At 56.0% G+C, this 25,890-nt stretch carries 26 protein-coding genes; 7 read left to right on the top strand and 19 right to left on the bottom strand.

The annotated features are described in order from the left end of the window. Positions 1 to 66: 66 nt before the first annotated feature. The 3 genes from serB to KHU29_RS02860 all read left to right on the top strand — a co-directional run bounded on the left by serB (position 67) and on the right by KHU29_RS02860 (position 1,893). Positions 67 to 915 (top strand): phosphoserine phosphatase SerB, encoded by an 849-nt coding sequence (serB, locus tag KHU29_RS02870; protein ID WP_211451197.1) that lies wholly within the window; start codon positions 67 to 69, stop codon positions 913 to 915. 49 nt (positions 916 to 964) lie between these two features. Further along, a complete protein-coding gene (locus KHU29_RS02865) occupies positions 965 to 1,327 on the top strand; it encodes a DUF4870 family protein (protein WP_211451196.1) in 363 nt (120 codons plus the stop codon). 65 nt (positions 1,328 to 1,392) lie between these two features. Beyond that, positions 1,393 to 1,893, top strand: coding sequence for a GNAT family N-acetyltransferase (locus tag KHU29_RS02860; RefSeq protein WP_211451195.1), 501 nt, complete (start codon positions 1,393 to 1,395; stop codon positions 1,891 to 1,893). Between the two features lie 52 nt (positions 1,894 to 1,945). On the opposite strand, the gene KHU29_RS02855 is transcribed toward KHU29_RS02860, so the two are convergent. The 6 genes from KHU29_RS02855 to phaC form a co-directional block, all read right to left on the bottom strand. Then, positions 1,946 to 3,109: a cystathionine beta-lyase gene (locus KHU29_RS02855; protein WP_211451194.1), complete on the bottom strand. Its 1,164-nt coding sequence runs from the start codon at positions 3,107 to 3,109 to the stop codon at positions 1,946 to 1,948. A 32-nt stretch (positions 3,110 to 3,141) separates the two neighbouring features. After that, complete coding sequence (locus KHU29_RS02850; protein WP_211451193.1) at positions 3,142 to 3,600, bottom strand: hypothetical protein; 459 nt, start codon at positions 3,598 to 3,600, stop codon at positions 3,142 to 3,144. Then, entirely contained in the window at positions 3,597 to 5,000 is a 1,404-nt protein-coding gene (gene rimO, locus KHU29_RS02845) for a 30S ribosomal protein S12 methylthiotransferase RimO (protein ID WP_211451192.1), read from the bottom strand. The genes KHU29_RS02850 and rimO overlap by 4 nt, the downstream gene beginning before the upstream one ends. A gap of 100 nt (positions 5,001 to 5,100) precedes the next feature. Beyond that, positions 5,101 to 5,664, bottom strand: a complete 564-nt coding sequence (gene phaR / locus KHU29_RS02840; protein WP_092416180.1) for a polyhydroxyalkanoate synthesis repressor PhaR — start codon at positions 5,662 to 5,664, stop codon at positions 5,101 to 5,103. A gap of 252 nt (positions 5,665 to 5,916) precedes the next feature. Continuing rightward, positions 5,917 to 6,657 carry a 3-ketoacyl-ACP reductase gene (locus KHU29_RS02835; protein WP_211451191.1) on the bottom strand — a complete coding sequence of 247 codons (741 nt, stop codon included), beginning with the start codon at positions 6,655 to 6,657 and terminating at the stop codon, positions 5,917 to 5,919. Positions 6,658 to 6,766: 109 nt separating this feature from the next. Further along, the gene (gene phaC / locus KHU29_RS02830; RefSeq protein WP_211451190.1) at positions 6,767 to 8,557 is read right to left on the bottom strand and encodes a class I poly(R)-hydroxyalkanoic acid synthase; all 1,791 of its coding nucleotides are present in this window, start codon (positions 8,555 to 8,557) and stop codon (positions 6,767 to 6,769) included. Between the two features lie 68 nt (positions 8,558 to 8,625). Here phaC and KHU29_RS02825 point away from each other — a divergent pair, with 68 nt between their 5' ends. After that, the gene (locus KHU29_RS02825) at positions 8,626 to 8,889 is read left to right on the top strand and encodes a hypothetical protein (RefSeq protein ID WP_211451189.1); all 264 of its coding nucleotides are present in this window, start codon (positions 8,626 to 8,628) and stop codon (positions 8,887 to 8,889) included. 52 nt (positions 8,890 to 8,941) lie between these two features. Here KHU29_RS02825 and pgeF read toward each other — a convergent pair whose 3' ends face one another. Both pgeF and KHU29_RS02815 read right to left on the bottom strand, forming a co-directional pair. After that, a complete protein-coding gene (gene pgeF / locus KHU29_RS02820) occupies positions 8,942 to 9,721 on the bottom strand; it encodes a peptidoglycan editing factor PgeF (protein ID WP_211451188.1) in 780 nt (259 codons plus the stop codon). A gap of 59 nt (positions 9,722 to 9,780) precedes the next feature. Then, positions 9,781 to 10,845: an RluA family pseudouridine synthase gene (locus tag KHU29_RS02815; protein ID WP_211451187.1), complete on the bottom strand. Its 1,065-nt coding sequence runs from the start codon at positions 10,843 to 10,845 to the stop codon at positions 9,781 to 9,783. A gap of 67 nt (positions 10,846 to 10,912) precedes the next feature. Between KHU29_RS02815 and KHU29_RS02810 the strand changes: the two genes are divergently transcribed. Then, positions 10,913 to 11,725, top strand: a complete 813-nt coding sequence (locus tag KHU29_RS02810; protein ID WP_211451186.1) for an outer membrane protein assembly factor BamD — start codon at positions 10,913 to 10,915, stop codon at positions 11,723 to 11,725. Between the two features lie 104 nt (positions 11,726 to 11,829). On the opposite strand, the gene KHU29_RS02805 is transcribed toward KHU29_RS02810, so the two are convergent. The 4 genes from KHU29_RS02805 to KHU29_RS02790 form a co-directional block, all read right to left on the bottom strand. Beyond that, the gene (locus tag KHU29_RS02805; protein WP_211451185.1) at positions 11,830 to 12,888 is read right to left on the bottom strand and encodes a glycosyltransferase family 4 protein; all 1,059 of its coding nucleotides are present in this window, start codon (positions 12,886 to 12,888) and stop codon (positions 11,830 to 11,832) included. Further along, the gene (locus KHU29_RS02800) at positions 12,870 to 13,754 is read right to left on the bottom strand and encodes a UDP-2,3-diacylglucosamine diphosphatase (RefSeq protein WP_211451184.1); all 885 of its coding nucleotides are present in this window, start codon (positions 13,752 to 13,754) and stop codon (positions 12,870 to 12,872) included. The genes KHU29_RS02805 and KHU29_RS02800 overlap by 19 nt, the downstream gene beginning before the upstream one ends. Beyond that, positions 13,751 to 14,518 (bottom strand): GNAT family N-acetyltransferase, encoded by a 768-nt coding sequence (locus tag KHU29_RS02795; protein WP_211451183.1) that lies wholly within the window; start codon positions 14,516 to 14,518, stop codon positions 13,751 to 13,753. Before KHU29_RS02795 ends, KHU29_RS02800 begins: the two co-directional genes overlap by 4 nt. Before the next feature lie 223 nt (positions 14,519 to 14,741). Next, positions 14,742 to 15,278, bottom strand: a complete 537-nt coding sequence (locus KHU29_RS02790) for a hypothetical protein (protein WP_246541424.1) — start codon at positions 15,276 to 15,278, stop codon at positions 14,742 to 14,744. 172 nt (positions 15,279 to 15,450) lie between these two features. On the opposite strand from KHU29_RS02790, the gene KHU29_RS02785 reads away from it, so the two are divergent. After that, on the top strand, positions 15,451 to 16,563 hold the full coding sequence (locus KHU29_RS02785) for an ABC transporter substrate-binding protein (protein WP_246541423.1): 1,113 nt from the start codon (positions 15,451 to 15,453) through the stop codon (positions 16,561 to 16,563). 57 nt (positions 16,564 to 16,620) lie between these two features. Here KHU29_RS02785 and KHU29_RS02780 read toward each other — a convergent pair whose 3' ends face one another. The 3 genes from KHU29_RS02780 to KHU29_RS02770 all read right to left on the bottom strand — a co-directional run bounded on the left by KHU29_RS02780 (position 16,621) and on the right by KHU29_RS02770 (position 20,644). Next, positions 16,621 to 18,075, bottom strand: a complete 1,455-nt coding sequence (locus KHU29_RS02780; RefSeq protein WP_211451181.1) for a Ppx/GppA phosphatase family protein — start codon at positions 18,073 to 18,075, stop codon at positions 16,621 to 16,623. A gap of 235 nt (positions 18,076 to 18,310) precedes the next feature. Beyond that, the gene (gene yoaA, locus KHU29_RS02775; protein ID WP_211451180.1) at positions 18,311 to 20,380 is read right to left on the bottom strand and encodes a DNA repair helicase YoaA; all 2,070 of its coding nucleotides are present in this window, start codon (positions 20,378 to 20,380) and stop codon (positions 18,311 to 18,313) included. Between the two features lie 57 nt (positions 20,381 to 20,437). Beyond that, positions 20,438 to 20,644, bottom strand: a complete 207-nt coding sequence (locus KHU29_RS02770) for a YdcH family protein (protein ID WP_170850937.1) — start codon at positions 20,642 to 20,644, stop codon at positions 20,438 to 20,440. 232 nt (positions 20,645 to 20,876) lie between these two features. Here KHU29_RS02770 and KHU29_RS02765 point away from each other — a divergent pair, with 232 nt between their 5' ends. Further along, the gene (locus KHU29_RS02765) at positions 20,877 to 21,683 is read left to right on the top strand and encodes a PP2C family protein-serine/threonine phosphatase (RefSeq protein WP_211451179.1); all 807 of its coding nucleotides are present in this window, start codon (positions 20,877 to 20,879) and stop codon (positions 21,681 to 21,683) included. A gap of 12 nt (positions 21,684 to 21,695) precedes the next feature. On the opposite strand, the gene KHU29_RS02760 is transcribed toward KHU29_RS02765, so the two are convergent. The 4 genes from KHU29_RS02760 to lpdA form a co-directional block, all read right to left on the bottom strand. Then, positions 21,696 to 22,475: a hypothetical protein gene (locus tag KHU29_RS02760; protein WP_211451178.1), complete on the bottom strand. Its 780-nt coding sequence runs from the start codon at positions 22,473 to 22,475 to the stop codon at positions 21,696 to 21,698. Positions 22,476 to 22,639: 164 nt separating this feature from the next. After that, the gene (gene zapE / locus KHU29_RS02755; RefSeq protein WP_211451177.1) at positions 22,640 to 23,737 is read right to left on the bottom strand and encodes a cell division protein ZapE; all 1,098 of its coding nucleotides are present in this window, start codon (positions 23,735 to 23,737) and stop codon (positions 22,640 to 22,642) included. 218 nt (positions 23,738 to 23,955) lie between these two features. After that, the gene (locus KHU29_RS02750; RefSeq protein ID WP_211451176.1) at positions 23,956 to 24,372 is read right to left on the bottom strand and encodes a hypothetical protein; all 417 of its coding nucleotides are present in this window, start codon (positions 24,370 to 24,372) and stop codon (positions 23,956 to 23,958) included. Between the two features lie 11 nt (positions 24,373 to 24,383). Further along, complete coding sequence (lpdA, locus tag KHU29_RS02745) at positions 24,384 to 25,811, bottom strand: dihydrolipoyl dehydrogenase (RefSeq protein ID WP_211451175.1); 1,428 nt, start codon at positions 25,809 to 25,811, stop codon at positions 24,384 to 24,386. Positions 25,812 to 25,890 lie beyond the last annotated feature (79 nt).

Raw genomic sequence — 25,890 nt, 5'->3', positions numbered from 1 at the left:
CGAATCCGGCGGCATTGCTATCCAATTGCTTCAATTATTTAAATTTTCGTAAAGCTATACAGACACATGAATCTCATCTTGCAAAGCCTGAGCGCAGAACGCAACGCCATTGACCGTATCGCCAACCTGGCTGGCGTTGCCGCTGTAGATATAAGCAGCGGCGGCCGCCACGCATGGCGCTGCGACGACGTCGCGTATTCCGAAAGCCTGAAAACGCTGATCGACGCTGCCTGCTACGGCGCCGGGATCGACTGCGCGTGGCTGCCCTCCGTGCCAAAACTGGGCAACTTCAAGTTGCTGGCCATGGACATGGACTCGACCTTGATCACCATCGAATGCATCGATGAAATCGCCGACATGCAAGGCTTGAAGCCGCAAGTCTCGGCGATTACCGAAGCGGCGATGCGTGGCGAAATCGAGTTCAACGAAAGCCTGACCCGGCGCGTGGCCTTGCTCAATGGCCTGGATGCTTCGGCATTGCAACGGGTGTTTGACGAACGGCTGCAATTATCGCCGGGAGCGGAAAACATGCTGGCAGCAGTCAAGGCCGCCGGCATCAAGACCTTGCTGGTATCTGGCGGCTTCACCTTCTTTACCGATCGCATGAAAGCCGCCCTGGGACTCGATTACGCCCACTCCAACGTACTTGAAATCGTCGGCGGCAAACTGACGGGCAAAGTGGTCGGCGGCATCGTCAACGCCGAGGAAAAGAAACTGACTGTAGAGGGCGTCTGCACCGAGTTGAATATCGCCCCAAGCCAGGCAATCGTCATGGGCGACGGCGCCAACGACTTGAACATGATGAAAATTGCCGGCCTGTCGGTAGCCTTCCGCGCCAAGCCCGTAGTGCGGGCGCAAGCCAGCGTGGCCTTGAATTTTGTCGGTTTGGATGGCATCTTGTCCATATTGGCGTGATTTCCGTTGAAATAAGCGCCTCACCCTTAACAAAATGCAAAGGATAGTCATGGCTCAAGAATTGGTTTTCGATAGCAAATTGCACTCCGAGAAGAATCTTGCCTGGTGGCTTTACCTGTTTCATGCAGCCAGCCTGGTGTTTTCCCTGGGCGCGTTTTCCTGGATCCCCCTGATCATCAACTATGTCAAACGCTCGGATGCTGCGGACAGTTTCGTGTATAGCCATCACAATTGGCAAATTCGTTCATTCTGGTGGTATCTGTTGTGGATGTTCATCGGCGGCGCCCTGTTCCTGACGGTGATTGGCATGCCGCTGGCTTTTGCCGTGTGGGGCATTGCCTGGCTATGGAAGGCCTATCGCCTGATCAAGGGCCTGGTTGATTTGAACGACAACAAGGCAATGCCGGCTTGACTTCAGCTATCGCGAAATTGACAGCATTGCCCGCGTCAGCTGATGCAGGCAGTGCTGTCAGAATCATGTCTGACAATGACATTCCCGCCGTCATGCGTATCCAGGCACAATGTTATCCATCGCTTATGCAAGAGTCGGAAGCCGTATTCCGCGCCCGCCTCGCCCTGACACCAGCCACTTGCTGGATATGGTCGCCATCGGGACAAGATCCGGCAGCGTATTTGTTCAGTTATCCCACTAACAAAGATGTCATCACGGCGCTGGACCACCCCTTCAAGATTGCAGCAACGCCGGATTGCCTGTACTTGCATGACCTGGCTGTAGCGCCGAACGCACGGGGCCGGCAAGCGGGTAATGTTTTGGTGGCGGCTGCGTTGGGACACGCGCGCTTGAATGGTTGGCGTTGGAGTGCGCTGGTATCGGTGCAGCAGTCGCAAAAATTTTGGAGTGCGCTGGGCTATACAGCCACAGAAGTAGCGCACTCACCAGCCAAGGAAAATCTCGCCAGTTATCAAGTGTCGGTTAGCCAGGCGGCTGCAGTTTATATGCTTCAGCAATTATATTAAACGACGGACTCGTAGGGTGGGCATATATGCCCACCCTACAACAGCAGCCCATCTACATGGCAGCAAAAGCTTGCTCGATATCGGCGATCAAATCCTGCGGATCTTCCAGGCCGATATTGAAGCGGACCAATACGCCTTGATCCTGCCAGTTTTTCCGCATGCTCTGAATCCGGTAAGGAACACAGAGACTGTTTGCGCCACCCCAGCTATAGCCGATCTTGAATAATTTCAAGCTATCGACGAAGCGGTCGGTCTGCTCTTCGCTATAGCGCGCGTCGAACAGCACCGAGAACAAACCGCCTGCTCCGGTAAAGTCGCGCTTCCAGGTTTCGTGCCCAGGGCAATCCGCGAAAGCCGGATGCAATACCTTGTTGATCTGTGGTTGCTGTTGCAACCAGGCGGCGACTTTACGTGCCGCGGCGTCATGCGCTTCAAAGCGCAACTTCATGGTTGGCAGGCTGCGCAACACAAGATAGGCATCGTCCATGCCGACCCCGAAACCGAGCCGCATGTGCGCGGTCTGCAAGCGTTGATTCAAGGCGGCGTCTCTGGTGATCACGGCGCCCATCAGCACATCCGATCCGCCCGACTGGTACTTGGTCAGCGCTTGCATCACGATATCGATGCCAAGGTCGAACGCGCGCAAAGCCAGGCCGGCAGACCAGGTGTTGTCGATTGCCACCAGTGCGCCCTTGGCATGTGCTGCGGCACAAATAGCAGGAAGATCCGGCACTTCCATCGATACCGAACCCGGTGCTTCGGTCCAGATCAGGCGTGTATTCGGCTGGATCAGATCTGCAATGCCGGCGCCGACCAAGGGATCGTAATAGCGAGCTGTAATGCCGAAATCCTTGGCCAGCCAGTTGTTCAGATCACGATTCGGGTTATACACATTGTCTGGCAGCAGTACATCGTCACCGCTCTTCAACAGGGCCAGATCAATCATGGTGATCGCCGCCAGGCCACTCGGCGCGAGCAGGCAGTGCTGGCCGCCTTCGATTTCAGCCAGGCGCGCTTCCAATGTGAACGAGGTTGGCGTGCCGTGCAAGCCGTAGGTATAACTGCTCTTTTCCTGCCAGTCACGGGCGCGCATCGCTGCGACATTCTTGAACAGTACCGTGGAAGCATGATGAATCGCCACCGGGAAAGCGTCAAAACCTGCCGGAGCGCTATATTCGCTATGCATCAATGCGGTTTGGGGGTTCTTTTTTGCCATGTTCAATAGTAAGCAGGATCAATAAACAGGATTTATTTAACGGGTTTGGCGCTCAAGACAGTCAGCACGAAGGGTTTGGTCACCGCATCGTCCATGGTGGACCAGGTACCACTGAAGGTATTGCCGACCAGCTGTCCAGCCCACTCGCCGGAGACATCCTTGCCGTTGATGGACTCTTCCATGATGACATCGGTGTTTTCCGATTCGCCGGCCAGCAGGATTTTAGTGGATTGGCCGGCAATCGTATAAGTACCTTGAATGCCCTCAGTCGGATCCGGCTTCAATTGCAAATGCATTTCGATCTGCGCATCGCCCAACGTGCCGCGCAGAGTCAACGGCCTGGCGAATAAATTCTGCCCGGCGGTCGCCGTTACCGGGGCGGCGGCAGCCTCAGTGAAAACCTTGTCATTACCCGCAAATACCGAAGCGGAAGCAAAACCAAGCACTAACACCAGTGCAGCAGCAAACTTCCCGGCCTCCCGTGACATCATGCAGCAGCCCACAAATCATGTGCATCGGAGGCAGTGATGGTGACATCGACAAACTCGCCAACCACCAGCTTCTTGTGCGGCTCATACGGCGGCTTGACATAGACCACGCCGTCGATTTCCGGTGCATCGGCGCTGGAACGGCCGACACCGCCATTGCGATCGACTTCATCGATCAGCACGCGCATGGTCTTGCCGACTTTGGCTTGCAGGCGCTTCTTGGAAATTTCTTCCTGCAGCTGCATCACACGACCGCGACGCTCTTCACGCAGTTCTTCCGGCACCGGATTGTCCAGCGCATTGGCGGTCGCGCCTTCTACCGGCGAATAGGCGAAACAGCCGAGGCGGTCGATTTCCGCTTCTTTAAGGAAGTCCAGCAGGTATTCAAACTCGGCATCGGTTTCGCCCGGGAAGCCGGCGATAAAGGTTGAGCGGATCGTCAGGTCCGGGCACATTGCGCGCCATGCCTGTATCCGTTCAATATTTTTTTCGCCGCTGGCCGGACGCTTCATGCGCTTCAGCACATCGGGATGGGCATGTTGCAGCGGCACGTCCAGATATGGCAGCACCTTGCCTTCCGCCATCAGCGGAATGATCTGGTCGACGTGCGGGTAAGGATACACATAGTGCAGACGCACCCAGGCGCCGTATTGCGCTGCCAGTTCGCCCAGCGCGGTGACCAGTTGCGTCATGTGCGTCTTGACCGGCTTGCCGTTCCAGAAACCCATGCGGAACTTGACGTCGACGCCGTAGGCGCTAGTGTCTTGCGAAATCACCAGCAACTCTTTGACGCCGGCCTTGAACAGGTTTTCGGCTTCCAGCATGACATCGGCAATCGGCCTCGATACCAGGTCGCCACGCATTGATGGAATGATGCAAAAACTGCAACGATGGTTACAGCCTTCCGAAATTTTCAGATAGGCGAAATGCTTAGGCGTCAACTTGATGCCTTGTGGCGGCAGCAGATCGAGGAACGGCGCATGTGGCTTAGGCAGATGCTTATGCACCGCAAACATGACTTCGCCGACCGCGTGCGGACCGGTGACTTCCAATACTTTTGGATGGATCTTCTGGATGATGTCGTCGCCATCAGCATCCTTTTTGGCGCCCAGACAGCCGGTCACGATGACTTTGCCGTTTTCGCTCAGGGCTTCGCCAATGGCGTCCAGCGACTCTTGCACCGCAGCGTCGATAAAGCCGCAAGTGTTGACGATCACCAGATCGGCGCCCTCATACGATTTGGCAGTTTCATAACCTTCTGCACGCAACTGGGTCAGGATTTGTTCGGAGTCTACTAGTGCCTTAGGGCAACCAAGCGAGACGAAACCTACTTTGGGGGCGGCGGCCAGTGCGGCTAGTGCGGTGGCTGGTGCAGCAGGCGCTGCGGGAATAACATTGGACATGACGGGAGGTGGGGTCAAAGCAAAGTCGCTATTGTACCCCTTCCACTGCCATGGTTACCTGTGCCGGTCTTAAAACCTGCTACAGGTGTAGTCAGAATGATTATTTTTTTGTCTTGTCCGGCGGTGGCGGCGCAAACGGGAAGGTGCCGAACATGTTCTTGGTCTGGTTTTGCATCTGTTCCTGCATCTGGACGAACAAGCCTTTGCTCTGTTCGATGTAATTGCTCATCATGCCCTGCATCATCGGCCCCTGGACATTCATGAACTGCGCCCACATCTCCGGGCTGAAAGGTTTGCCTTCGTAAAGCCCTTTGGAATTTTCAGTCAGTTTGTTCTGGATATCGATGAAAGCCTGGATGTTTTTTTCCAGGTAGGAGCCCATCATTCCCTGCATGGCGTGGCCGTAGTAGCGAATGATTTGCGACAGCGCTGCGCTGGAAAACATAGGAGTGCCGTTCGACTCTTCTTCCAGAATAATCTGCAACAGGATGCTGCGCGTCAGGTCGTCGTCGGTCTTGGCGTCCAGCACAACGAATTCCTCGTTGTCCAGCACCAGTTGCTTGACGTCTGCCAAGGTAATGTATGAACTGGTTTGCGTATCGTACAGGCGACGATTCGGATACTTCTTGATCAAACGTTCAGACATTTTTTTTGTAGTAGTCATTTCAGTCCCAGGTTGCTACGCCCATAAGGCATTTTATATTTGCTACTTGCGTGCCACTTACTTGCCAAGCACTTGCCAACCACTTGCCACTTTTGCAATCAATTTTACACTATAACTTCCCCATTATATGCACGTGCAGCATCCACTGCAGGGAGATTTATTGCGTTGCAATAGAAACAAGCATTCCGATAAGCCGCGTGGATCGTAAACCCGCAAAACCGGCCTGCGGCGCGATCCACGCGGAAACCGGCATTAGCCCATGTGCAGGCCGCCGTTCAAGGAGAAGTCGGAACCTGTCGCATAACCGCCCTCGTCCGACACGATCCAGGAGATGATGGAAGCGATTTCCTCCGGCTCACCCAGACGTTTTACCGGAATCCCGGCAACGATCTTTTCCAGCACGTCCGGCCTGATCGAACGCACCATATCGGTACCGACATAGCCGGGAGATACCGTATTGACGGTAACGCCCTTGGTCGCCACTTCCTGCGCCAGTGCCATGGTAAAGCCATGAATCCCGGCTTTGGCAGTCGAATAGTTGGTCTGGCCGAACTGTCCCTTTTGACCGTTCACCGACGAAATATTGACAATCCGTCCCCAGCCGCGATCCGCCATGCCGTCGATGACTTGCTTGGTGACGTTGAACAGTGAATTCAGATTGGTATCGATGACTGCATCCCAATCGGTTTTGGACATCTTGCGGAACTGGCCGTCGCGTGTAATGCCGGCGTTGTTGATGAGGATATCGACTTCGCCGATTTCGGCCTTGACCTTTTCGAATGCCGCCTTGGTCGATTCCCAGTCGGAGACATTGCCTTCCGACGCGTGAATATCGAAGCCCTTGGCCCGCATATCGGCCAGCCATTTATCCTTGCGCGTAGAATTCGGTCCGCAGCCGGCGACCACGGTAAAACCATCTGTGCAAAGACGAGTACAAATTGGGGTACCGATGCCGCCCATTCCCCCGGTTACATAAACGATTCGCTTTGCCATCTTTGTCTCCTTCAAAAAAACAATTCAGAAAATCCATCTTGGTCTTACCTGCCTATCCCCACAGTCTTACGCTGCGTTTTGCTTTATTCCACTGCTTATTTCCGATACTTTATTCTGCCCTCACTTTGACATATCGCCCAGGCGCCGGTTCGATGACGGCATACTCGGCATTTCCTAATTTACGCGGTGCGGCCACTTGCTTTCCCGCATGCTCCGACAAAAATTCCGTCCATTCGGTCCACCAGCTGCCCGGATGTTCAACCGCCGCCGCCAGCCAGGTTTCAGCATCGACGGCAACTTTCTTGCCGGTTCCGTTGTTGGCCCCGTTGTTTACCCAATAGCTACGTTTCTTTTTTGCCGGGGGATTGATCACACCGGCGATATGGCCCGAAGCGCCGAGCACGAAGCGATTCTGCTTCGGATTTTTGGGATTCAGCAGGGAAACCGAGGCATAGGCCGATGTCCATGGCACGATATGATCTTCGCGCGACGCATAGATAAAGGCTGGCGCATCGATCTTGCCAAGGTCGATTTTTTGCCCGTCCACCGTCAGCTTGCCGGCATCTTTCAAGGAATTGTCCAGATACATATGGCGCAGGTAGTAGCAAAACATCGGGCCTGGCAAATTGGTGCTGTCGGCGTTCCAGTACAGCAAATCGAAGGGCGTCGGTTGTTCACCCTTGAGATAATTCGATTCGACATAATTCCATAGCAAATCATTGGGACGCAAGCTGGAAAAGGCCGAGCCGAACTCGCGCCCGGGCATCAAACCGCCGTGGCCGATGGCTTGTTCGCGCATGCGTATTTGCATGTCGTCGATATACACGTCCAGAATCCCGGTATCGCTAAAATCCAGGAATGCGGTCAGCAAGGTCAGGCTGGCGATCGGATTGACTTTCTCCGCCGCCAGTTTCGCCAGGGCGGTCGACAGGATCGTGCCGCCGACACAAAAACCGAGCGTATTGATCTTGTCCTGGCCGGATATATCCTGCACCACCCGGATCGCCCGAATTGCGCCATCGGCAATGTATTGGTCCCAGGTCGTATGCGCCATCGACTCATCGGCGTTGCGCCAGGAAACCAGGAACACGCTATGTCCTTGTTCGACCGCGTAGCGCACCAGCGAGTTCTGCGGCTGCAAATCCAGAATGTAGAATTTGTTGATGCATGGCGGTACGATCAGCAGCGGCCGCTGATACACCTTGGCGGTGAGCGGCTGGTATTGAATCAGTTGAAACAGCTCGTTCTCAAATACCACCGCACCTTCAGTGGTTGCCACATCTTTGCCGACCTCGAACGCGGACTCATCAGTCTGCGACACCCGGCCCTTATGCATGTCCGCCAGCATCTGGGCGATGCCTTTGGTCAGGCTCTCGCCATTGGTCTCGACAATTTTCTGCTGGGCCACCGGATTCGTCGCCAGGAAATTCGAAGGGGCCATGGCGTCGATCATCTGCTGCACCGTAAATCCGATTTTCCGTTTGATTTTCGGCGGCGCGTCGAGAGCATCGACCATCGCGTTCAGGAAACGGGCATTCAGCAAGTACGCCGCCGCATTGAATGCATACACCGGATTGCCATGCCAGGCCGCGGCACTGAAACGGCGGTCGGCGATGGCCGGGATGCGCGCCGCCAGCATGTCCTGCCATAAGGCCGACATCTGCTGCGTGTATTCGGCCTGCAGCTTTTCCAGCACTGCCGGATCCAGCGAAATACCCAGATCGCCCAGGCCTGCAGCGCCGCCATTACCTGGCGCAGACGGATTGAGGCCCAGGAACATGTTGGGATCGGCTATATGACTAAGTTGCTGCAGGAATTGGGGATTGAAGGCTTGACTGAATTGTTGCGAGAGTTGCGACAATGCGGCAGGATCGAAGACTGAAAAATTAGGCGTATTCATGCGGTGACCGTTGTTTTGGCTTATTTTCGTGTATCTTTTATCGGATTGACTCTAAAGCAGGTACCCAAATGCATATCGTCGCCATCGCATGGATCTACGTCGTCTTCATGATGGCAATAACAGAAGCAAACGCAGTCGCGGGAGTGATGACATTCTTACTCTACGGTGTGCTCCCTTTGACAATTGTTTTATACCTGATGGGTACGCCGCAGCGCAAGAGAAATCGACAGCGCGCTGAAAATTCCGCCCGGCTCGCAGCACAACAAAAAGCCGCCGCAACGGCTGTCACAGGCGCTCAAGCGCCTGTCTCTCCGGAAAAAACGAATGAATGAGTTGTGCCCGTCATTTCTGACAATTCATTTTAGCCATCTGATTTCAGCTATCTCATTTCAGCCAAATCAACGAGGCCATGCGACCAGTCAGATGATCCCTACGATAGGAATAGAAATTTCTGTCGCTGACCGTGCATAAACCGCCGCCATGGATGTGGCGCACATCTGCTTGGCGTAGCGCGATCCGCGCCAGTTGATAGATATCCGCCAGATACTTGCCTGGCCGATCGGCGACGGGCGCAAAGCAAGCCTGGACTTGCGCCCGCGCCTGGCCGGGTTCTGCAGCCTCGGCAAACGCAGCAAGAACATCGGCGCCGACCTCGAATCGTTCCGGGCCGATAGCAGCCCCGAGCCAGGCGGAAATCGGCCCGGCGCCGGCTGCTCTCATGCGCGCCACCGTGTTTTGCAACACCCCGCCCACCAGGCCGCGCCAGCCGGCATGTGCTGCGCCGACTGCCCCGCCATTCGAATCGGCGAACAATACCGGGAGACAATCGGCTGTTTGTATCGCACACACCACGCCTGCCCGTGTGGCAATTGCAGCATCCGCTTCGACCCCAACTACAGCGCCGCCGCCAAAGCTGTCGGCATTGATCACATGATGGCCATGCACCTGCGACAGCCAGACCGGCGACGCCGGCAGCAACATGTCCAGGCGCGCTCGGTTGCGTTCTACGTCTTGCAGCCGATCGCCGACGTGGGTACCGAGATTCAGGCCGCCACCACCGTTGCCATCATCATAAGGAGCATGGCTGAAACCACCGCTACGCAAGGTGGCGAAAGCACCAACGCTGGACGGCAGTCCAGGCCAGTCCGGAATAATTAATTGCATGTGCCGGATATCCCCATTATTCCATTCCAACAGATCAGCAAAGCCAAGACCAGTTGCGCCTATTCAGGCGCGCTCATGCCGGCGCGCGTCAGCAGTGCGGCAAAATCGTCCGGCAGCGGCACATACCATTCGCAAGCTTTGCCTGTGACGGGATGAATCAACCCCAAACGGGACGCATGCAACGCCTGGCGCGGGAAAGCCGGCATCAGATGTTGCTTGCCATACAAGGCATCGCCCACCAGTGAAAAACCGAGAGACTGCATATGGACGCGAATCTGGTGCGTGCGCCCAGTTTCCAGGCGACAACCCATCAAACTGACCGGGCGGCGCTCCAGCAAGCCGGTCGCCAGCCGCTGATAGTGCGTAATGGCCGGTTTGGCAATCAAACTTTCCGATACCGCCATCTTGATGCGGTCGCGCGGATGGCGCGCCATGGCGGCATCCACGGTGCCGTTCAGTTGCGGCGACCCCCACACCAGCGCCAGGTATTGGCGCTTGACGGTACGCGCCTGCAGCTGGCGCACCAGATCGGTCTGCGCTTCCAGCGTTTTGGCAACCACCATCAGGCCGCTGGTATCTTTATCCAGGCGATGCACAATCCCGGCGCGCGGCACCCCGACCAGCGACGGCCAGCGAAACAGCAAGCCATTCAGCAAAGTGCCAGACCAGTTGCCTGCGGCAGGATGCACCACCAGCCCGGCCGGCTTGTTGATGACAAGGATGGCAGCATCTTCATAAACCACATCCAGCGACATGTCTTCTGCCTTGAATGCCTGTTCATCGGGCGCCGGCTGCGGCAGCACAATCACGGTTTCATCGCCGTAGGTGGTCATTTTCGTGGTGCCAGGCTTACCGTCCACGGTGACGTGGCCGGCTTCTATCCACTGCTGGATCCGGCTACGCGAATATTGCGGCACCAGACTTGAAACTACTTTATCCAGACGCGTACCGCACACATCCGGCGTCAATTGCAGTACTATCGGCGCGCTGGCAGTAGCCGCATCGCCGTCATCGACGCCGTGATCGGCGCCGTCATCAATATCGTCGATATTGGCCTCTAAATCAGCGTCAGGCAGACTTTCAGCCAAATTTGGCTTGGTAAATGACATCACTTGAAGTCCCATCAGCTATAATCAATCGTTGTTAATACACGCAAACTACACGCAAACACGCGCAATCTTGCAAACCACTATGCAAAAAAGACTCTTAAAACTAGCTGCTGTCGCATTCGCTCTATCCTTATCTGCGTGTGGCTTATTGCCAGACAAAGTCGATGAAACCGCAAACTGGTCCGCCCCCCGATTATACTCGGAGGCCAAGGATGAAATGAACAGCGGCGGCTACGATAAGGCAATTAAGTACTTTGAAAAGCTGGAATCGCGTTATCCGTTCGGCACTTACGCACAGCAGGCGCAGATGGATATCGCCTATGCGCATTACCGCCAAGGCGAGCAGCCAGAGGCGCTGGCGGCGATTGACCGCTTCATCAAGCTGCATCCGAATCACCCTAACGTAGACTATATGTACTACCTGCGGGGCCTGGTAAATTTCAATGACAAGGTCAGTATTTTCGACTTCTTGTCTAGCGAAGACGCCACGGAGCGCGATCCAAAAGCTGCGCGCGATGCATTCGATGCATTCAAGCAAGTGGTGGTCCGCTTCCCGGACAGCACTTACGCACCGGATTCACTGGCGCGCATGAAATACCTGGTGAATGCGCTGGCGCAATATGACGTCCACGTCGCCGGCTATTACTATCGACGCGGTGCGTATGTGGCTGCCGCCAATCGCGCACAAAGCGCCATCCAGGAATATCGCGATGCGCCGGCGGTTGAGGAAGCATTGCATATCATGGTGCAATCTTACGATGCACTGGGCCTCAAGCAGTTGCGCGACGATTCCGAGCGCGTGCTGAAGAAAACCTACCCGAACAGCAAGTATGTCGGCGGTACCGGCACCGATCGCACCAAGGTAGCGAAGGCGCCGTGGTGGAAGTTTTGGTAACAAGTAATCCGCACGAATAAAAAAAACCTCACACTGCGAGGTTTTTTTATGGCTGCTAGCCGGAGCAGCTAGTTGGTGCGCCAAGGCGGAGCGCCAAGGCGGTGCTACAAACCCGATAGCGGCCGCGATCTTCTTGCCAGCAGATTCGCAGGGCGGGTTTTCACGCCGTGAATCTGAAACAGGTGCTGCTGGAACTGCTGGGTTGCAATTTCCCAGGAATATTCCAGCGCATGTTTGCGCACCTCGTGCCTATCCAGAACCAAAGCGCGCAAGCAAGCCGAGGTCAGGTCCACGTCCAATATCCCGGAGCGGCCATGCGCCACGACATCTAGCGGGCCTGCCACCGGATAAGCCGCAACCGGAACGCCGCACGCCATAGCCTCCACCATGACCAGGCCGAAGGTATCGGTATGACTGGGAAATACCATGACATCGGCGCAGTTGTAGTACGAAGTGAGTTCATGGTGCAGCTTTGCCCCCAGAAACTGCACCTCCGGATAGCGCTGCTGCAATTCCTCGCGCAACGGCCCGTCGCCGATCACCCATTTACTGCCCGGCAGACCGACTTGCAAGAAAGATTCGATATTCTTTTCCACCGCGACCCGGCCAACATACAAATACAGAGGGCGTGCGATACAGGCATGATCCTCATCCATCGGCTTGAAGCGCTCGGTATCGACGCCCCGCCCCCACAGCACCAGATGGCGGAAGCCGCGCTGCTCCAACTCCCCGAGCACATGCGGAGTAGGCACCATCACGGCTTTCGAAGGGCCGTGGAACCAGCGTAGCCAGCGATAAGTCAGTGCTTTCGGCAAGATCGCACGTGCGCTCAGGTACTCGGGAAAACGGGTATGGTAGGCGGTCGTAAAACCGATTCCCTGACGCAGGCAAAAACGCCTGGCGGCCAGACCCATTGGTCCTTCCGTCGAGATATGGATGCAGTCCGGCGCAAACGCTTTCAGGCTGGCCGCGATCCTGGCGTAAGGTTTGTAGGCTAGGCGAATTTCCGGATAAGTAGGACAGGCAAAGGTTGGAAAATCGTCGGGACTGAGCAGCAATACATCGTGACCGTTCTGGCGCAAACAGGCGCTGGTGGCACGTAAAGTATTGACTACCCCATTTATTTGCGATTGCCCTACGTCAGTTACGATGGCAATTCGCATAACTCACGAGCCCGGTTGCTGGACACTGTATTCTTTTGTTGCATGATCTCCTGCCAGGTAACCAGGCGCAGCTCGCCGCTGGCTTCTTCCACCAGCGCCGACAAGCTTTCCACCCAGTCGCCGTCGTTACAATATTTAATGCCGTCGATGTCGCGGATTTCCGGCTTATGGATATGGCCGCAAATGACGCCGTCCAACCCCTTCTTTTTTGCTTCCGCCGCCAATGCATCTTCAAACGAAGAAATATAATTCACTGCGTTCTTTACCTTGAGTTTCAGGTATTGCGATAGCGACCAGTAGGGCAAACCGGCACGCGCGCGCCAGCCGTTGAACCATTGGTTGAATTTCAGGATGACGGTATACAAGCCATCGCCCACATACGCCAGCCATTTGGCGCAGGCAATCACACCATCGAAACGATCGCCGTGCAACACCAGCATGCGTTTGCCTTGCGCGGTGGTATGCACCAATTCATCGCGAATCCGGATACCGCCAAAGTCCAGATCGATGAATTGGCGCACAGCCTCATCGTGATTACCGGGTACGAAAATCACCTCAGTCCCCTTGCGCGCCTTTTTCAACACCGTTTGCACCACGTTGTTGTGCACCTGGTCCCAATACCAGCGACGCTTCAATTGCCAGCCATCGATGATATCGCCGACCAGGTATAAGGTATCGGATTCGGTCGCACGCAAAAACTCCAGCAGGCGAGCAGCCTGGCAGCCTGTGGTTCCCAGGTGAACATCGGAAATCCAGATGGTGCGAAAGCGGATCGGATCGCGCTTCGAACCGGATCCGTTGCCGGGAGCGGCATCATCCAGCGAACGGAACAGCGCCGCATCCAGGAACTGCTCGCCCGGCTTCATGCCGCCCTCGTTTCTTTAAGATAGTGACGCGCGTAGCGCTGGTCCAGCTTGGATAAAGGCAGCAGCAGGAAGAAATCGGCAGAGTGGAAATCCGGATCCCAGGCCGGGTCGCCGCAGACCCAGGCGCCGCTGCGCAAATATCCCTTTAACAGCGGCGGCATCTGCGCCACGTGGCCGGCTTCGCGCTCATATACCGGAAACGGCACATGCGGCGTGACACGGTACTCGGCCGGAGAAAAATTGTCTTGATCAAGTGCATGATACAAAGCCGCGGCGTTATGGCCACCGTCGGCCAGGCTGACGCTGGCGCATCCCATCAGGTAGTCGCATCGTTCGCGCCGCATGAACGCCGCCAGGCCTGCCCACAACAGCATGATGACGCTGCCGCTGCGGTAAGCGGGATCGATGCAGGCGCGTCCGGCTTCGGCGATCCGGTCGCGCAGATTGTCGAGCCGGCCGAGATCGAATTCCTGCTCTGAATAATAACGCCCCATGCGCCGTGCAGCATGCGGGCTCATCACACGATAAGTGCCAACCACGCACAATGTATTGGTATCGCGGACGATCAGATGGTCGCAATAAGAATCGAATTCATCGCTATCCAGACCATCTGCATTGGCTAGCGTAGACAAGCCCATCGCCTCGATAAAAACCTTGTAACGCAGGCGTTGCACTTCGCGCACTTCTTCCGGCGTACTGGCAAGACTAACCGTCAACTTGGAAACACTAGGACTTGCTTCGCCTGGATTCGTTAGTAGTTGCATTCATCGTCCTTTCTGATTGTGACGATGACAAGCCTAACCACCGATTACTTCAAGAAAATGACAGGTTTATTTCGGCTCCATGACATAGCAACAGTGTTAAAAATTGATTTTCACCCCTTCAACCCCGCTGTTTTTCGATATAACAGCAGCAAAAAAATTGGGGTCCGTATGAATACGAACCCCAATTTACGTACTGCAGACTGCCGAATGCGGCAAATCTGTCTTATTTCTCTTTCTTCGGACGCCCTGCCTTCACCGGCGGCAAGCTGGCCACGGCCAGTTTCAGGCTTGCCAGATCCAGCGCGCGGATCAATGCAACGCCAACGCGCAACAATTCACTCTTCTTCACTTCCAGGCCAGCCTTCAAGAAAGTCTTTTTGACTTCGCCCAGGACTTGATACTCATCGGCAGGCATGGTGAAGCTGTCGCGTACCAGCTTGGCCTTTTTTACTTTGGCCTTGACGTCCGGCAAAGACTTGATGACAGGCAGCGCCGGTTTAGCTACCAGCGGCTTGGTGACGAGCAAAGGTTTCGACTGTGCTTTCGATGCCGGCTTCACAGCTGGTTTCACAGCTGGTTTCACAGCTGGTTTCACTGCAGGTTTCGCTACTGGCTTGGCGGCAGGCTTGATGGCAGAACGCGCTGCCGGTTTGGCCTTGCCAACGGTCTTGATCGCTGCAGCCGGCTTCTTGACGGCGCGCTTCACAACTGGCTTCACACCTGACGCCACACCTGCTTTTACATTTTTACTGGTAACCATTCAACTCTCCATAATTAAATCGTATAAATAATATATACAATTATTTAAGCATCGGCAAGAACGGCTTCAAAAACGGAACAAATTTAGCAAAAAATTCATCAAGCCGTCACAATTTACAACCAGAATCGCGACTTCTCCATCGCCATATTTCGACTTCCCAATGAACTTAAACTTGAAACGCTTTTTGTGCAAGTCTCTGGCCGCCTTCGCGCTGTGCCAGCCGTTCCTGGCAAATGCGGCCACCGACGCCATCGTGATCGGGCAGGCCATCGACTTGTCCGGACCGAATGCGGATCTGGGGCGCGATTATGTCGCCGGCATCAAGACTTATTTTGACGTTCTCAATGCAAAAGGCGGGATCAACGGCCGCCACATCCAATATCTGGTGCGCGACGATCGTGGCCAGGTCGACCTGGCCGTGAAGGCGGTGAACGAACTGATCACCCAGGCTCATGTGGCTTATTTGTTTGGCGGTGTCGGCGACGATGTGACCCGGGCGGTGCTGGATTCGGCAGAATTCAAGCGCAGCGGCTTGACGTTATATGCCCCATTGGCTGGCGCCGATTATCAGAAAGATGCCAAAATCTTGTTTTGGCGCCCTAGCTACCAGCAGGAAATCCGTTATATATTTTCCCATTTCGGCAAACTGGGCGTCAAAAATGTGGGCATCGTATATCAAGAATCAGCCGCCACGACAGACGCCTATCGACGCCTCACCGATCAGATGCAGGAAAGCGGCATCAAGCTTAGCGGCACCGTCCACCTGAGTAATGATTTGGCAAAAATGCGCAGTGAGACGGCACAGTTGGCCAGTGCCAAGCCGGGTTTCGTGATCATGATCGCGGACACGGTGAGCTCGGGCGTATTCTTGAAGGAATTTCGCAAACTTGCGCCGCAAACCTTTGTCGCCGGCTCATCCCTCACCAACCTGACCACGCTGCGCCAGCTGGCGGGCGGTAAAGCCGTGGAATGGACGGTATTTTCGCAAGTTGTCCCCAACCCTAACATCGGCAGTTCTTCGATACAGCTCGAACATTTGAACATGATGCGGAAGTACCGCGATGAGCCGGTATCGGCATTGACGCTGGAAGGTTTCACCGCAGCCAAATCATGGACACGGCTGCTGCCAGCCGGCAAAAGAGTCGCCGGCCAGGCGGAATACGCGATCCCCGGCGGCGGTTTTGATATCGGCGGCTATACCGTGGGCGAAGTCGCCAACAGCAATCATCTCTCCAACTACGTCGATATGGCGCTCTTCAATAAGGCCAGCGGGCTGACTTACTGAGAGTGTTTGCCGTAGGGTGGGCACGTATGCCCACCCTACGATGTACAGCGGTAGCTGTCAGGTCCGGCGAATGGCAAAATCGACGCCAATCTCGCGCCACCAGTCTTGCTCCTTGGTCATCCAGTAAGTCGCGGTTGGATGGTCTTCGATCCAGTCGCGCTTGATATCGAGCTCGATCTTGCTCTTCATTTTCAAACGCAATTCATCCAGATCGACCTCTATCCGCGAATGCAGGAACATCACAGCCAGCCGCAGAGCCAGCACCGCCTTGGAAAAATCAGGATCCAGCAGCGCATCGCTGATCTTCCGCAGATTTCCCTTCTGGCCGAGAATCAACATGCTCATCGCACGCTGTTCACGGGTGGTAAAGCCGGACAGATCGGCATTTTCGATCAGGTAGGCGGCATGCTTGTGATAGCCGCTTTGCGAGACCACCAGCCCGACTTCATGCAACAAGGCGCTCCAGTGCAAATACTGGCTGAGGCCATCGTTGGCAGGTTTGAGCATTTCAAACAGGGAGGTCGCCGTTTCGGCAACCCGGCTTGCGCGTAATTGATCTACGTGAAAACGCTGTGAAAAATCGTGCACCGACTGATCGCGCCGGTCCAGGCGCGTGCCACGCAGCTGCAAATCCCACATCACCCCCATGCGCAGGCCGGCTTCGATCGGCTGGATCACTTCTATACCCAATTCCTGCATCAGACCGATCAATACCGCCAGACCGCCGACCATGACCGCAGCACGCTCCGGTTTCATGCCCAGCAAATCGATACGGCTGACATGGCCGAATTCGACAAAACGTGCCCGCAAGGCTTCCAGGCTGGTGTACGACAGGCGGTGATCGCCCAGGCCGTTCTTTTCGATGGTCTCGGAAATCGCCCGGATGGTACCGGAAGAACCGTAAGCATGGCTCCAGTTTTGCGGACGGTACGGCGGCGCGGCGTCTTCGAAATGGCTGCGCGCAGAAAGTACCGCGGCATCGTAGGCTGCTGCAGTGATCTGGCCGTCAGAGAAAAAAGCCAGGCTTTGATTGACCGTGCCGATGCCGAACGACTCAACCCGCTCGATCTGTTGACCGCGCCCCAGGATCAATTCGGTGGAACCGCCGCCGATGTCCAGCACCAGCCGTTTTTCATTCGGCAGGCGCAGCATGCTGGAGACGCCCATATAGATCAGGCGGCCCTCTTCTTCGCCCGAAATGATTTCGATCGGGTAGCCGATGACCTGTTCGGCGATCGGCAGGAATTCGGCCGCATTCTTGGCGACGCGCAGCGTATTGGTGGCCACCACCCGCACCGCTTCCAATTGATAATCCGCCAGGATATTGCGGAAGCGCGACAGGGAGTCCAGCGCCACCTGCATCGCCTGTTCGGTCAGGTAGCCTTTGCTGTCCAGGCCGGCAGCCAGTCGAATCGGGTCGCGCGCACTCTTGATGACGCGAATCGCATCACCATTGTATTTGCCTATATGCAAACGGAAACTGTTGGACCCCAAATCCACTGCTGCAAACATTGCTTACCTTTATTATCCAAACGAACGTTCGACAAAAACCGGCGCCAGTCACCTGAAAACGCAAGCTGCGACAATAGACGCAGAGTATTACAAGTTGATGACAACTAAAGAAGGGTGGTCCGAGGCAGCTTAGCCGATCGCCACTGATCGCACCAGCATCAATGTACCGCACCGCCCTGCCCGGTACAAGAGTGATAGCGCTATCTCACTCATGTTCAATCGTGTTCAACCACGATCAATCCGGATCAATCGCATCGCCACGCCAGAATGCCTTTACCGCATCCAGCTCGCGGGTCCGCTTGAACGGCGGCAAACTCTGCCAGATGCGGCGGCCGTAGCCTTTGGAAATCAGGCGTGGATCGCAAATCATCAAGACGCCGCGATCGGTTTCATCGCGGATCAGACGGCCGGCACCCTGCTTCAGGTTGATGATAGCCGCGGGCAGCTGGTGATGCATGAAACCGTTCATGCCCTTGGATTCCAGCGCATCTATACGCGCCGCCAGGACCGGATCGTCCGGCGGTGAAAATGGCAGCTTATCGATAATCACCAGGGACAATGCTTCGCCGCGCACATCGACGCCTTCCCAGAAACTCTGGCTGCCGATCAGCACGGCGTTGCCGGCAGCACGGAAACGGTCCAGCAGCTCGGTGCGCCCTGCCTCGCCTTGCACCATCAGAGGGAAATCCAGATGGCGGGCTTCAAATTCGGCACGTAGCCGTTCGGCGGCGCGATTCACCGCGCGGATCGAGGTGCACAACAGGAAAGCACGGCCACCCGAGGCTTCGATCACCGGCAGCGCGGCGTCGATGACGGCATCGGTATAGTCAGGTGAGTTCGGCTGCGGCAGGTTCTGCGGCACGTATAGCAGACCTTGCTCGCCGTAGTCGAAGGGACTCGGCCAGGATTGGGCCGGCTCGTCCCACAGGCCCATTTGCGAGGCGTAGTGCTGGAAATCGTTCTTCACCGCCAACGTGGCGGAGGTGAAAATCCAGGAGCGGGCGACACCTTCACGCTGTTTATTAAAAATCGGCGCGATCGACAGCGGAGTCTGGTGCAATTGCAACGACGACGAAAAAGCTTCTACCCACAGCACGCTGCCCTCTTCGCCTTCCGCCCCGGCCGCCTTGGCCTTCTTTGTGCTCTTGCCGCTGCTGCCACTGCCGACACTTGGCGCGCTGTTCCAGCCGTCCAGCTGGTAGCCCAACTCCACCGCGCGGGTGCGGCACTGCTCGATTGTTTCCGCCCGCTCCGCCTGCTTTTCGAGGATCGCAATCATGCCGTGCAATTGCGCGCGCAAGGTTTCCAGCGCCGGGAAGAATGCGCTCGACGGTGCAATCTGGTTCACCGCCAGCCGCACCCCATCCTGCGGAAAGGCCAGCCGCAAATCGCGCGCGGCTTTTTCTACCGGCACCACCACTTGCCCCCAGTCGGCGCCATCGCGGGCATGCGACAAGCCTTCTGCCAGCACGTCACGGCACAGCTCCAGAATCTGCGAGGTAGAGATGGTGTTGCCAAAAAATAAAGTAGCAACTTCAGGCAATTGATGCGCTTCGTCGAAGATGATGGTGTTGGCCGACGGCAGCAATTCCGCGACGCCAGTATCCTTCAAAGCCACATCGGCAAAGAACAGGTGGTGATTGACCACCACCACGTCAGCCTGCTGCGCTTCCTTGCGCGCCTTCATCACGAAACAGTCCTGGTAATACTGGCATTCGGCGCCCATGCAGGTATCGCGGGTCGAGGTCACCAGATTCCAGATCAACGCGGTTTCCGGCACCTTGGATAACTCAGCCTTGTCACCGGATGAGGTGGTTTTCATGAAACGGGAAATTTCACGCAGGTAGCCGACATCCTCACGCGAGGTCATGCGGCCATTCTGCAGGGTCCGCTCCAAATGGAAATGGCAGACGTAATTGGCGCGCCCTTTCAACAGCGCGACTGAAACCGGTGCGCTGAGCGCCTTGCGCACGGTAGGAATGTCGCGCAAGTACAACTGGTCTTGCAAATTCTTGGTGCCGGTCGAGACGATCACCTTGCCGCCCCACAGCAGGGCCGGCACCAGGTAAGCGAAAGTCTTGCCGGTGCCGGTGCCGGCTTCGGCAATCAGCGTTCTTTGCTGGGCGATGGCGTCGGCGATGGCTTTCGCCATTTCGGTTTGCGCCTGGCGCGGCCGAAAGCCGCCGACCGCCTGTCCAAGCGGACCGGTACTGGCGAACAGGCGATCGATGTCGGCATCGTGGGTGCCGGGAGCCACAACGGCAAAAGCGCCTTCAGCAACAAGGGGGGATGTATCTTCGGTCAAGGTAACTTACTTCAAGCAGAGGCTGGAGGTCTATCCTACCAGCCTTGGGGTGAGCTATCAGGCAGGGATGTCGGGAATTAATTGCATTCTTAACAGCGTGATCTGGTCTTTGAGCTGCAATTTCCGCTTTTTCAAGCGGCGTAACTGCAACTCTTCATGCAAGACCTGATTCGTCATGGTATGTATGGCCGCATCCAGATCGCGATGTTCGACTTCGAGTTCTATAATGCGGCGCAGGATTTCTTCTCGATCAATCATGGTCATATCAATCACAGTCATGTTCTAGACTACGCTAGCGTTGGAAAATGTTAACATCTGGAAACACTTTAAAAATTATTCCTGCGTATAATATTTCCCATCGACTTCTTACTGTACTACTGTATGCGAATGGCGGTGAGTTGCTGTAAGTTGCGATGAATGCCGACCTCACGACCGATCAAGGCCCGGCAAGCCCGGAATTATCCAGAACAGGATGCAGTTTAATCTACCCAGACGAATGAGCCAATACAAGATCGAAGCCGGTACCGGCCAACACATCGGCGACCGCCAGGAACAACAGGACCGCGCCGCATTATTTACCGCCCCAAAAGCACCGGGCTACATGATGGCAGTACTCGCCGACGGCATGGGTGGCCGCAGCGGCGGCGCATTGGCGGCCGAGCAGGTGATTTGCACCGCCAAGCAGATCTTCGAAGGATTCTCGCCGCTGATCGACAATGTCGAGGCCATGGTGCGCAACATTGCACTGGAAACCCACACCGTCATCAAGCTGAGCGGCTTTTCCAACGACAAGGATCCGCATACCACCATGGTGATCCTGGTGCTGTCGCCGGACGGCACTGCCACCTGGGGTCACGTCGGCGATTCGCGCCTGTACCGTTTCGACGGCCCCAATTTTGCCGAGCACACCATCGACCATTCATATGTCGAGAAACTGGTGGCCGAAGGCAAGCTGTCGCGCAGCGAGGCGAAATCGCACAACCTGTCGAACATCCTGCTGAACGCGCTCGGCTCCAGCACCGAGACGCCCGAGGTCACCATCAGCCGTTATACCGGCTTGAAGGCTGGCGACGCCTTCCTGCTATGTTCGGACGGGTTGTGGCACTACTTTACGGAAGATGAACTGGGTGCGGCCATCGCCATGAACAAACCGCGCGATGCCGCTGAAATGCTGATTACCAAGACCCGCAAGCGGGCCGAAGGCCACTCTGCGGACAACTGCACCTTTGCGATCGTCAAGCTGGTGGCGCTGCCTAAGGAAGCGCAGAACTACACCGTCAAGAAAATGCGCCGCGCGGTGTAATTCTTGCCTGCCTTACGGTGCTGACGCCGGTGCGGCGCCGGCCGGCGGCGGCGATTTCACCGCAGGCGCTACAGGCGCCACCGGCACACCCGTTTCAGCCGCCTTCTTGTTTGCCAGATCCTTGGCTTTGGCGGCCTTGTTTGCGGCTACCTCACGCTGACGCGCTGCCGAGTCCTGCGCCTTTTTCTCAAAAGCGGCTACATTGGCGGCACGTTGCGAGGCTTTGGCTGCCTCATCCTGCTGCGCCTTTTTTACCTTGGCGTTATGATCCGCCACGCGCTTGTCTGCCTCACCCAGATGTTTGCGGGTATGTGAGGCCACTTCTTTTTCCTTGGCCGCGCCCTGCCTGACCTTGTCGGCGTTGCTCAGCTCTTTTTCTTTTTGATCCTGCGCTTTTTGCGCTGCTTCGGCCGGCTGCCCGGCATTGTGCACTTCCAGCGCCTTGTCGCGCTCGTCGGCACGGTCCTTACGCAAGAAGGCGTTGGCTGTGATGTCTATCGGACGGATGGCCTTCATCGCCAGGCGGCGCTGCTCCTTGGCGGTATCCAGGCAATTATTGACGAAGAACTTTGCATAGCAGGCGCGCCGCTGTTCCAGATCGCGCGCTTCGACTTCGGCCTTGGCATTGGCGACATCGGTCAAAGCACGATTCGCCGTCTCCACCGAATTGAGCGTTTCCAGCGGGTAGCGCGCGTTTAGCTCGGCGGCAGGCTCGGCGACCGGCTTCAATTCGGCATCTGCGGCTTGCACACCGGCTGACAACGCCAGCAACATCGCAGCAACGCCCAGCAAGACCGGTCGCTGAAGACGCGCACGCGCCGGCGATGAAAATGACCGCAATGACCGGATTGACCTGAATACCCGGGGAGCCAGACTCAAGGAAACAAATTCCACGTAAACCCATCCATTTCTATACGTTATTTTTCAAACACCGCTACCTGCAGCTTGACCTTGGCTCACACAATCGAGTCGGCTTCGGAACGTCGTTCGCTATCCATGTACTCGCGCGACTGCATTTCCATGATACGCGATACGGTACGGTGAAACTCGTTGGCCAGCATGCCTTGCGTGTACAGATCTTCGGGCGCCACCGCAGCCGACATGATCAACTTGATCTTGTGATCATAGAACACATCGATCAGCCAGGTGAAGCGGCGCGCCTCTGACGACATCGCTGCCGACATTTGCGGAATACCGGACAATATCACCGTATGGAAGCGGCTGGCAATTTCCAGGTAATCGTTTTGCGAGCGCGGACCGCCGCACAGGGTATTGAAATCGAACCAGATCACGCCGCCAGCCCGGCGCAAGGCCTTGATTTTACGTGCTTCGATATCGACGATAGGATCTTCGTCGGCCGTCTCGGCAACCCCGGCAAAGGCATGCCGCAAGGCGCGATCGGTATCGGCGTTGAGCGGCGCATGGTAACTATCCACCTGCTCCAGGGCGCGCTTGCGGTAATCGATGCCGGCATCGATATTCATCACATCCAGGTTATCTTGCAATAATTTGATGGTCGGCAGCATGCGGTCGCGATGCAAACCGTCCGGATAAAGCGTGCCCGGCTCGTAATTCGAGGTCATGACAAATGACACGCCGTTATCGAACAAGGCTTTCAGCAGGTTATAGAGAATCATGGCGTCGGCGATATCGGACACATGAAACTCGTCAAAACAGATCAGCCGATATTTCCTGGCGACCCGCTTCGCTACTTCATCGAGCGGATCGGCAACACCTTTGAGTTCATCCAGTTGCCGGTGCACGGCGCGCATGAATTCATGGAAATGCAGGCGGGTTTTACGCACCACCGGCACCACCGAATAAAAACTGTCCATCAAAAACGATTTCCCGCGTCCGACCCCGCCCCACATATACACGCCACGCGGCACGTCAGGCCGGTTGATCAGGCGTTTGAAGGAGTTGGAACGCTGCGCCTTGTACTCGACCCATTCATCATAAGACCGCTGCAGGCGATCGACTGCGCGCCGTTGCGCGTCATCGGCCTGGAAACCCCTCTGTGTCAGTGCCTGTTCGTAAAACTCTAAGACGTTCATTGTGTTTTCAATTCTTGATGAAAAGCCAAAACCCGCTTGCCAATCTTATGGATTGACAAAAAATTAATCATGCTCACTAATAAAGCTTTGAAATAAAGCTTCGACATAAGCAAGTTGCGAAATAAACAAGCCGCTAGAAATAAAAATGGGCGAGCTTCCGCTCACCCACTTCAATCCAGGCAACCGCCCTGACAACACCGTGACAGCGACCCAAGCAACTATGACCGCCCCATCTCTACCAGCACGCGGCTAGGATAAGCCTTCTCCTTGCCGCCGAAAGTAAGTGGCAGGTTGGCTCCCAAACCGAGGCCGACCGCACCGATGCCGCCGCTGCCGCCGGTAGCACCAATGCCGACACTAGGGGAATTCAACCCTGGCGGCGCCCGATACACCACTTCCGAGGTGCGATAGCCTGGCTTGTCGCAAACCACGTGCAAGTCGCCGTCGGCTTCGACAATCAAGACATCGCCGGGCGTAACCACATTCCAGCGGCTGCTATCGGTTTTCACCACGCAGCGCGCACCTTCCAGCTGCTGGCTGTCGGAGATGGCCTCGATCACCACACGACCGTTATCCGACGCCGTAGTCGCGCAACCGGACAGCGCAACGCCTAACAATACGATCAGATAACGCATGTGCTTCTCCCTTAGAAATTCAGGGACCGTTTGTCGACTGCCAGCGCCGCTTCCTTGGTCGCTTCCGACAAGGACGGGTGCGCGTGGCAGATGCGGGCGATGTCTTCCGCTGATGCACGGAATTCCATCGCCACCACGGCTTCTGAAATCAATTCTGATGCCATTGGCCCAACAATGTGAACGCCCAGGATTTCGTCAGTCTTGGCATCCGCCAGGAATTTGACCATACCCGAGGTATCCCCCAAAGCGCGTGCCCGGCCATTGGCCAGGAACGGGAATGTACCAGCCTTATATGCTACTCCATCTGCCTTCAGTTGTTGTTCTGTCTTGCCAACCCAGGCGATTTCCGGCGATGTATAGATCACCCATGGAATCGTATTGAAGTTAACGTGACCATGCTGCCCGGCAATACGCTCGGCAACCGCCACGCCTTCTTCCTCAGCCTTGTGCGCCAGCATCGGGCCGCGCACCACGTCGCCTACCGCCCAGACGTTCGGCAAGTTAGTCTTGCAATCGCCATCGACAGCGATAAAACCGCGCTCGTCCAGCTGCAAGCCGACGCCTTCGGCGTTCAGGCCGATGGTGTTCGGCGTCCGGCCGATGGATACGATCAGTTTGTCGTACACCGCTTTTTGTGCTGCGCCGGTGGCATCGACATATTCCACTGTGACATCATTCTTGCCGGCCGTAATGGCGCCGATCGTGACACCCAGGCTGACCTTCAAACCCTGCTTGGTGAAAAGCTTGGCGGCTTCTTTGGCGATCTGCTCGTCCACTGCGCCGAGGAAAGTCGGCAACGCTTCCAATACGCTGACATCTGAACCCAGACGACGCCAGACACTGCCCATTTCGAGGCCGATTACACCAGCACCGATAACCCCCAGTTTAGCCGGAACTGCTTCAATTGCCAGTGCCCCGGCGTTCGACAGAATCAGTTTTTCATCAAACGGCGTACCTGGCAATGCACGGGCATTGGAGCCGGTAGCCACGATAATGTGCTTGGCTGTGATGGTTTCTTCGGTAGCGCCGGCAACTTTGATTTCGTAAGCGTTGGCGTCGCCTTTGACGAACGAACCGCGGCCGTGGAAAAAGGTAACCTTGTTCTTCTTGAACAGGTACAAGATACCTTCGTTGTTTTGCTTGACGACACTATCCTTGCGCGCCAGCATCTGTCCCAGGTTCAGCCCCAGGCCCTTGACTTCGATACCGTGGTCGGCGAATGCATGACCGGCATGCTCGTAATGCTCAGACGATTGCAACAATGCTTTGGATGGAATGCAGCCGACGTTGGTGCAAGTGCCGCCCGGCGCAGGGCCGTTCTTGGCATTTTTCCATTCATCAATACATGCAGTATTGAAACCCAGTTGTGCGGCGCGAATTGCTGCAATATAACCGCCAGGACCGCCACCGATCACGACGACATCAAATTGTTTGCTCATTTCCATCCTTCGAGTTATTGCCTTGCCGGTCGATTGTCAACTTGAGCCGCCTGCTCCGTAACGCAAAGCAAGCAATTCC

This window comes from Collimonas antrihumi (assembly GCF_018304965.1).
GTDB classification, from domain to species: Bacteria; Pseudomonadota; Gammaproteobacteria; order Burkholderiales; family Burkholderiaceae_D; genus Collimonas; species Collimonas antrihumi.
This window is presented reverse-complemented; position numbering and strand designations above follow the sequence as displayed.

What these genes read in the sequence shown, in the direction of transcription:
- serB (WP_211451197.1), top strand. Translation starts at nt 67, where the DNA reads ATGAATCTCATCTTGCAAAGCCTGAGCGCAGAACGCAACGCCATTGAC.
- KHU29_RS02865 (WP_211451196.1), top strand. Translation starts at nt 965, where the DNA reads ATGGCTCAAGAATTGGTTTTCGATAGCAAATTGCACTCCGAGAAGAAT.
- KHU29_RS02860 (WP_211451195.1), top strand. Translation starts at nt 1,393, where the DNA reads ATGTCTGACAATGACATTCCCGCCGTCATGCGTATCCAGGCACAATGT.
- KHU29_RS02855 (WP_211451194.1), bottom strand. Translation starts at nt 3,109, where the DNA reads ATGGCAAAAAAGAACCCCCAAACCGCATTGATGCATAGCGAATATAGC.
- KHU29_RS02850 (WP_211451193.1), bottom strand. Translation starts at nt 3,600, where the DNA reads ATGATGTCACGGGAGGCCGGGAAGTTTGCTGCTGCACTGGTGTTAGTG.
- rimO (WP_211451192.1), bottom strand. Translation starts at nt 5,000, where the DNA reads ATGTCCAATGTTATTCCCGCAGCGCCTGCTGCACCAGCCACCGCACTA.
- phaR (WP_092416180.1), bottom strand. Translation starts at nt 5,664, where the DNA reads ATGACTACTACAAAAAAAATGTCTGAACGTTTGATCAAGAAGTATCCG.
- KHU29_RS02835 (WP_211451191.1), bottom strand. Translation starts at nt 6,657, where the DNA reads ATGGCAAAGCGAATCGTTTATGTAACCGGGGGAATGGGCGGCATCGGT.
- phaC (WP_211451190.1), bottom strand. Translation starts at nt 8,557, where the DNA reads ATGAATACGCCTAATTTTTCAGTCTTCGATCCTGCCGCATTGTCGCAA.
- KHU29_RS02825 (WP_211451189.1), top strand. Translation starts at nt 8,626, where the DNA reads ATGCATATCGTCGCCATCGCATGGATCTACGTCGTCTTCATGATGGCA.
- pgeF (WP_211451188.1), bottom strand. Translation starts at nt 9,721, where the DNA reads ATGCAATTAATTATTCCGGACTGGCCTGGACTGCCGTCCAGCGTTGGT.
- KHU29_RS02815 (WP_211451187.1), bottom strand. Translation starts at nt 10,845, where the DNA reads ATGGGACTTCAAGTGATGTCATTTACCAAGCCAAATTTGGCTGAAAGT.
- KHU29_RS02810 (WP_211451186.1), top strand. Translation starts at nt 10,913, where the DNA reads ATGCAAAAAAGACTCTTAAAACTAGCTGCTGTCGCATTCGCTCTATCC.
- KHU29_RS02805 (WP_211451185.1), bottom strand. Translation starts at nt 12,888, where the DNA reads ATGCGAATTGCCATCGTAACTGACGTAGGGCAATCGCAAATAAATGGG.
- KHU29_RS02800 (WP_211451184.1), bottom strand. Translation starts at nt 13,754, where the DNA reads ATGAAGCCGGGCGAGCAGTTCCTGGATGCGGCGCTGTTCCGTTCGCTG.
- KHU29_RS02795 (WP_211451183.1), bottom strand. Translation starts at nt 14,518, where the DNA reads ATGCAACTACTAACGAATCCAGGCGAAGCAAGTCCTAGTGTTTCCAAG.
- KHU29_RS02790 (WP_246541424.1), bottom strand. Translation starts at nt 15,278, where the DNA reads ATGGTTACCAGTAAAAATGTAAAAGCAGGTGTGGCGTCAGGTGTGAAG.
- KHU29_RS02780 (WP_211451181.1), bottom strand. Translation starts at nt 18,075, where the DNA reads ATGTTTGCAGCAGTGGATTTGGGGTCCAACAGTTTCCGTTTGCATATA.
- KHU29_RS02770 (WP_170850937.1), bottom strand. Translation starts at nt 20,644, where the DNA reads ATGACCATGATTGATCGAGAAGAAATCCTGCGCCGCATTATAGAACTC.
- KHU29_RS02765 (WP_211451179.1), top strand. Translation starts at nt 20,877, where the DNA reads ATGAGCCAATACAAGATCGAAGCCGGTACCGGCCAACACATCGGCGAC.
- zapE (WP_211451177.1), bottom strand. Translation starts at nt 23,737, where the DNA reads ATGAACGTCTTAGAGTTTTACGAACAGGCACTGACACAGAGGGGTTTC.
- KHU29_RS02750 (WP_211451176.1), bottom strand. Translation starts at nt 24,372, where the DNA reads ATGCGTTATCTGATCGTATTGTTAGGCGTTGCGCTGTCCGGTTGCGCG.
- lpdA (WP_211451175.1), bottom strand. Translation starts at nt 25,811, where the DNA reads ATGAGCAAACAATTTGATGTCGTCGTGATCGGTGGCGGTCCTGGCGGT.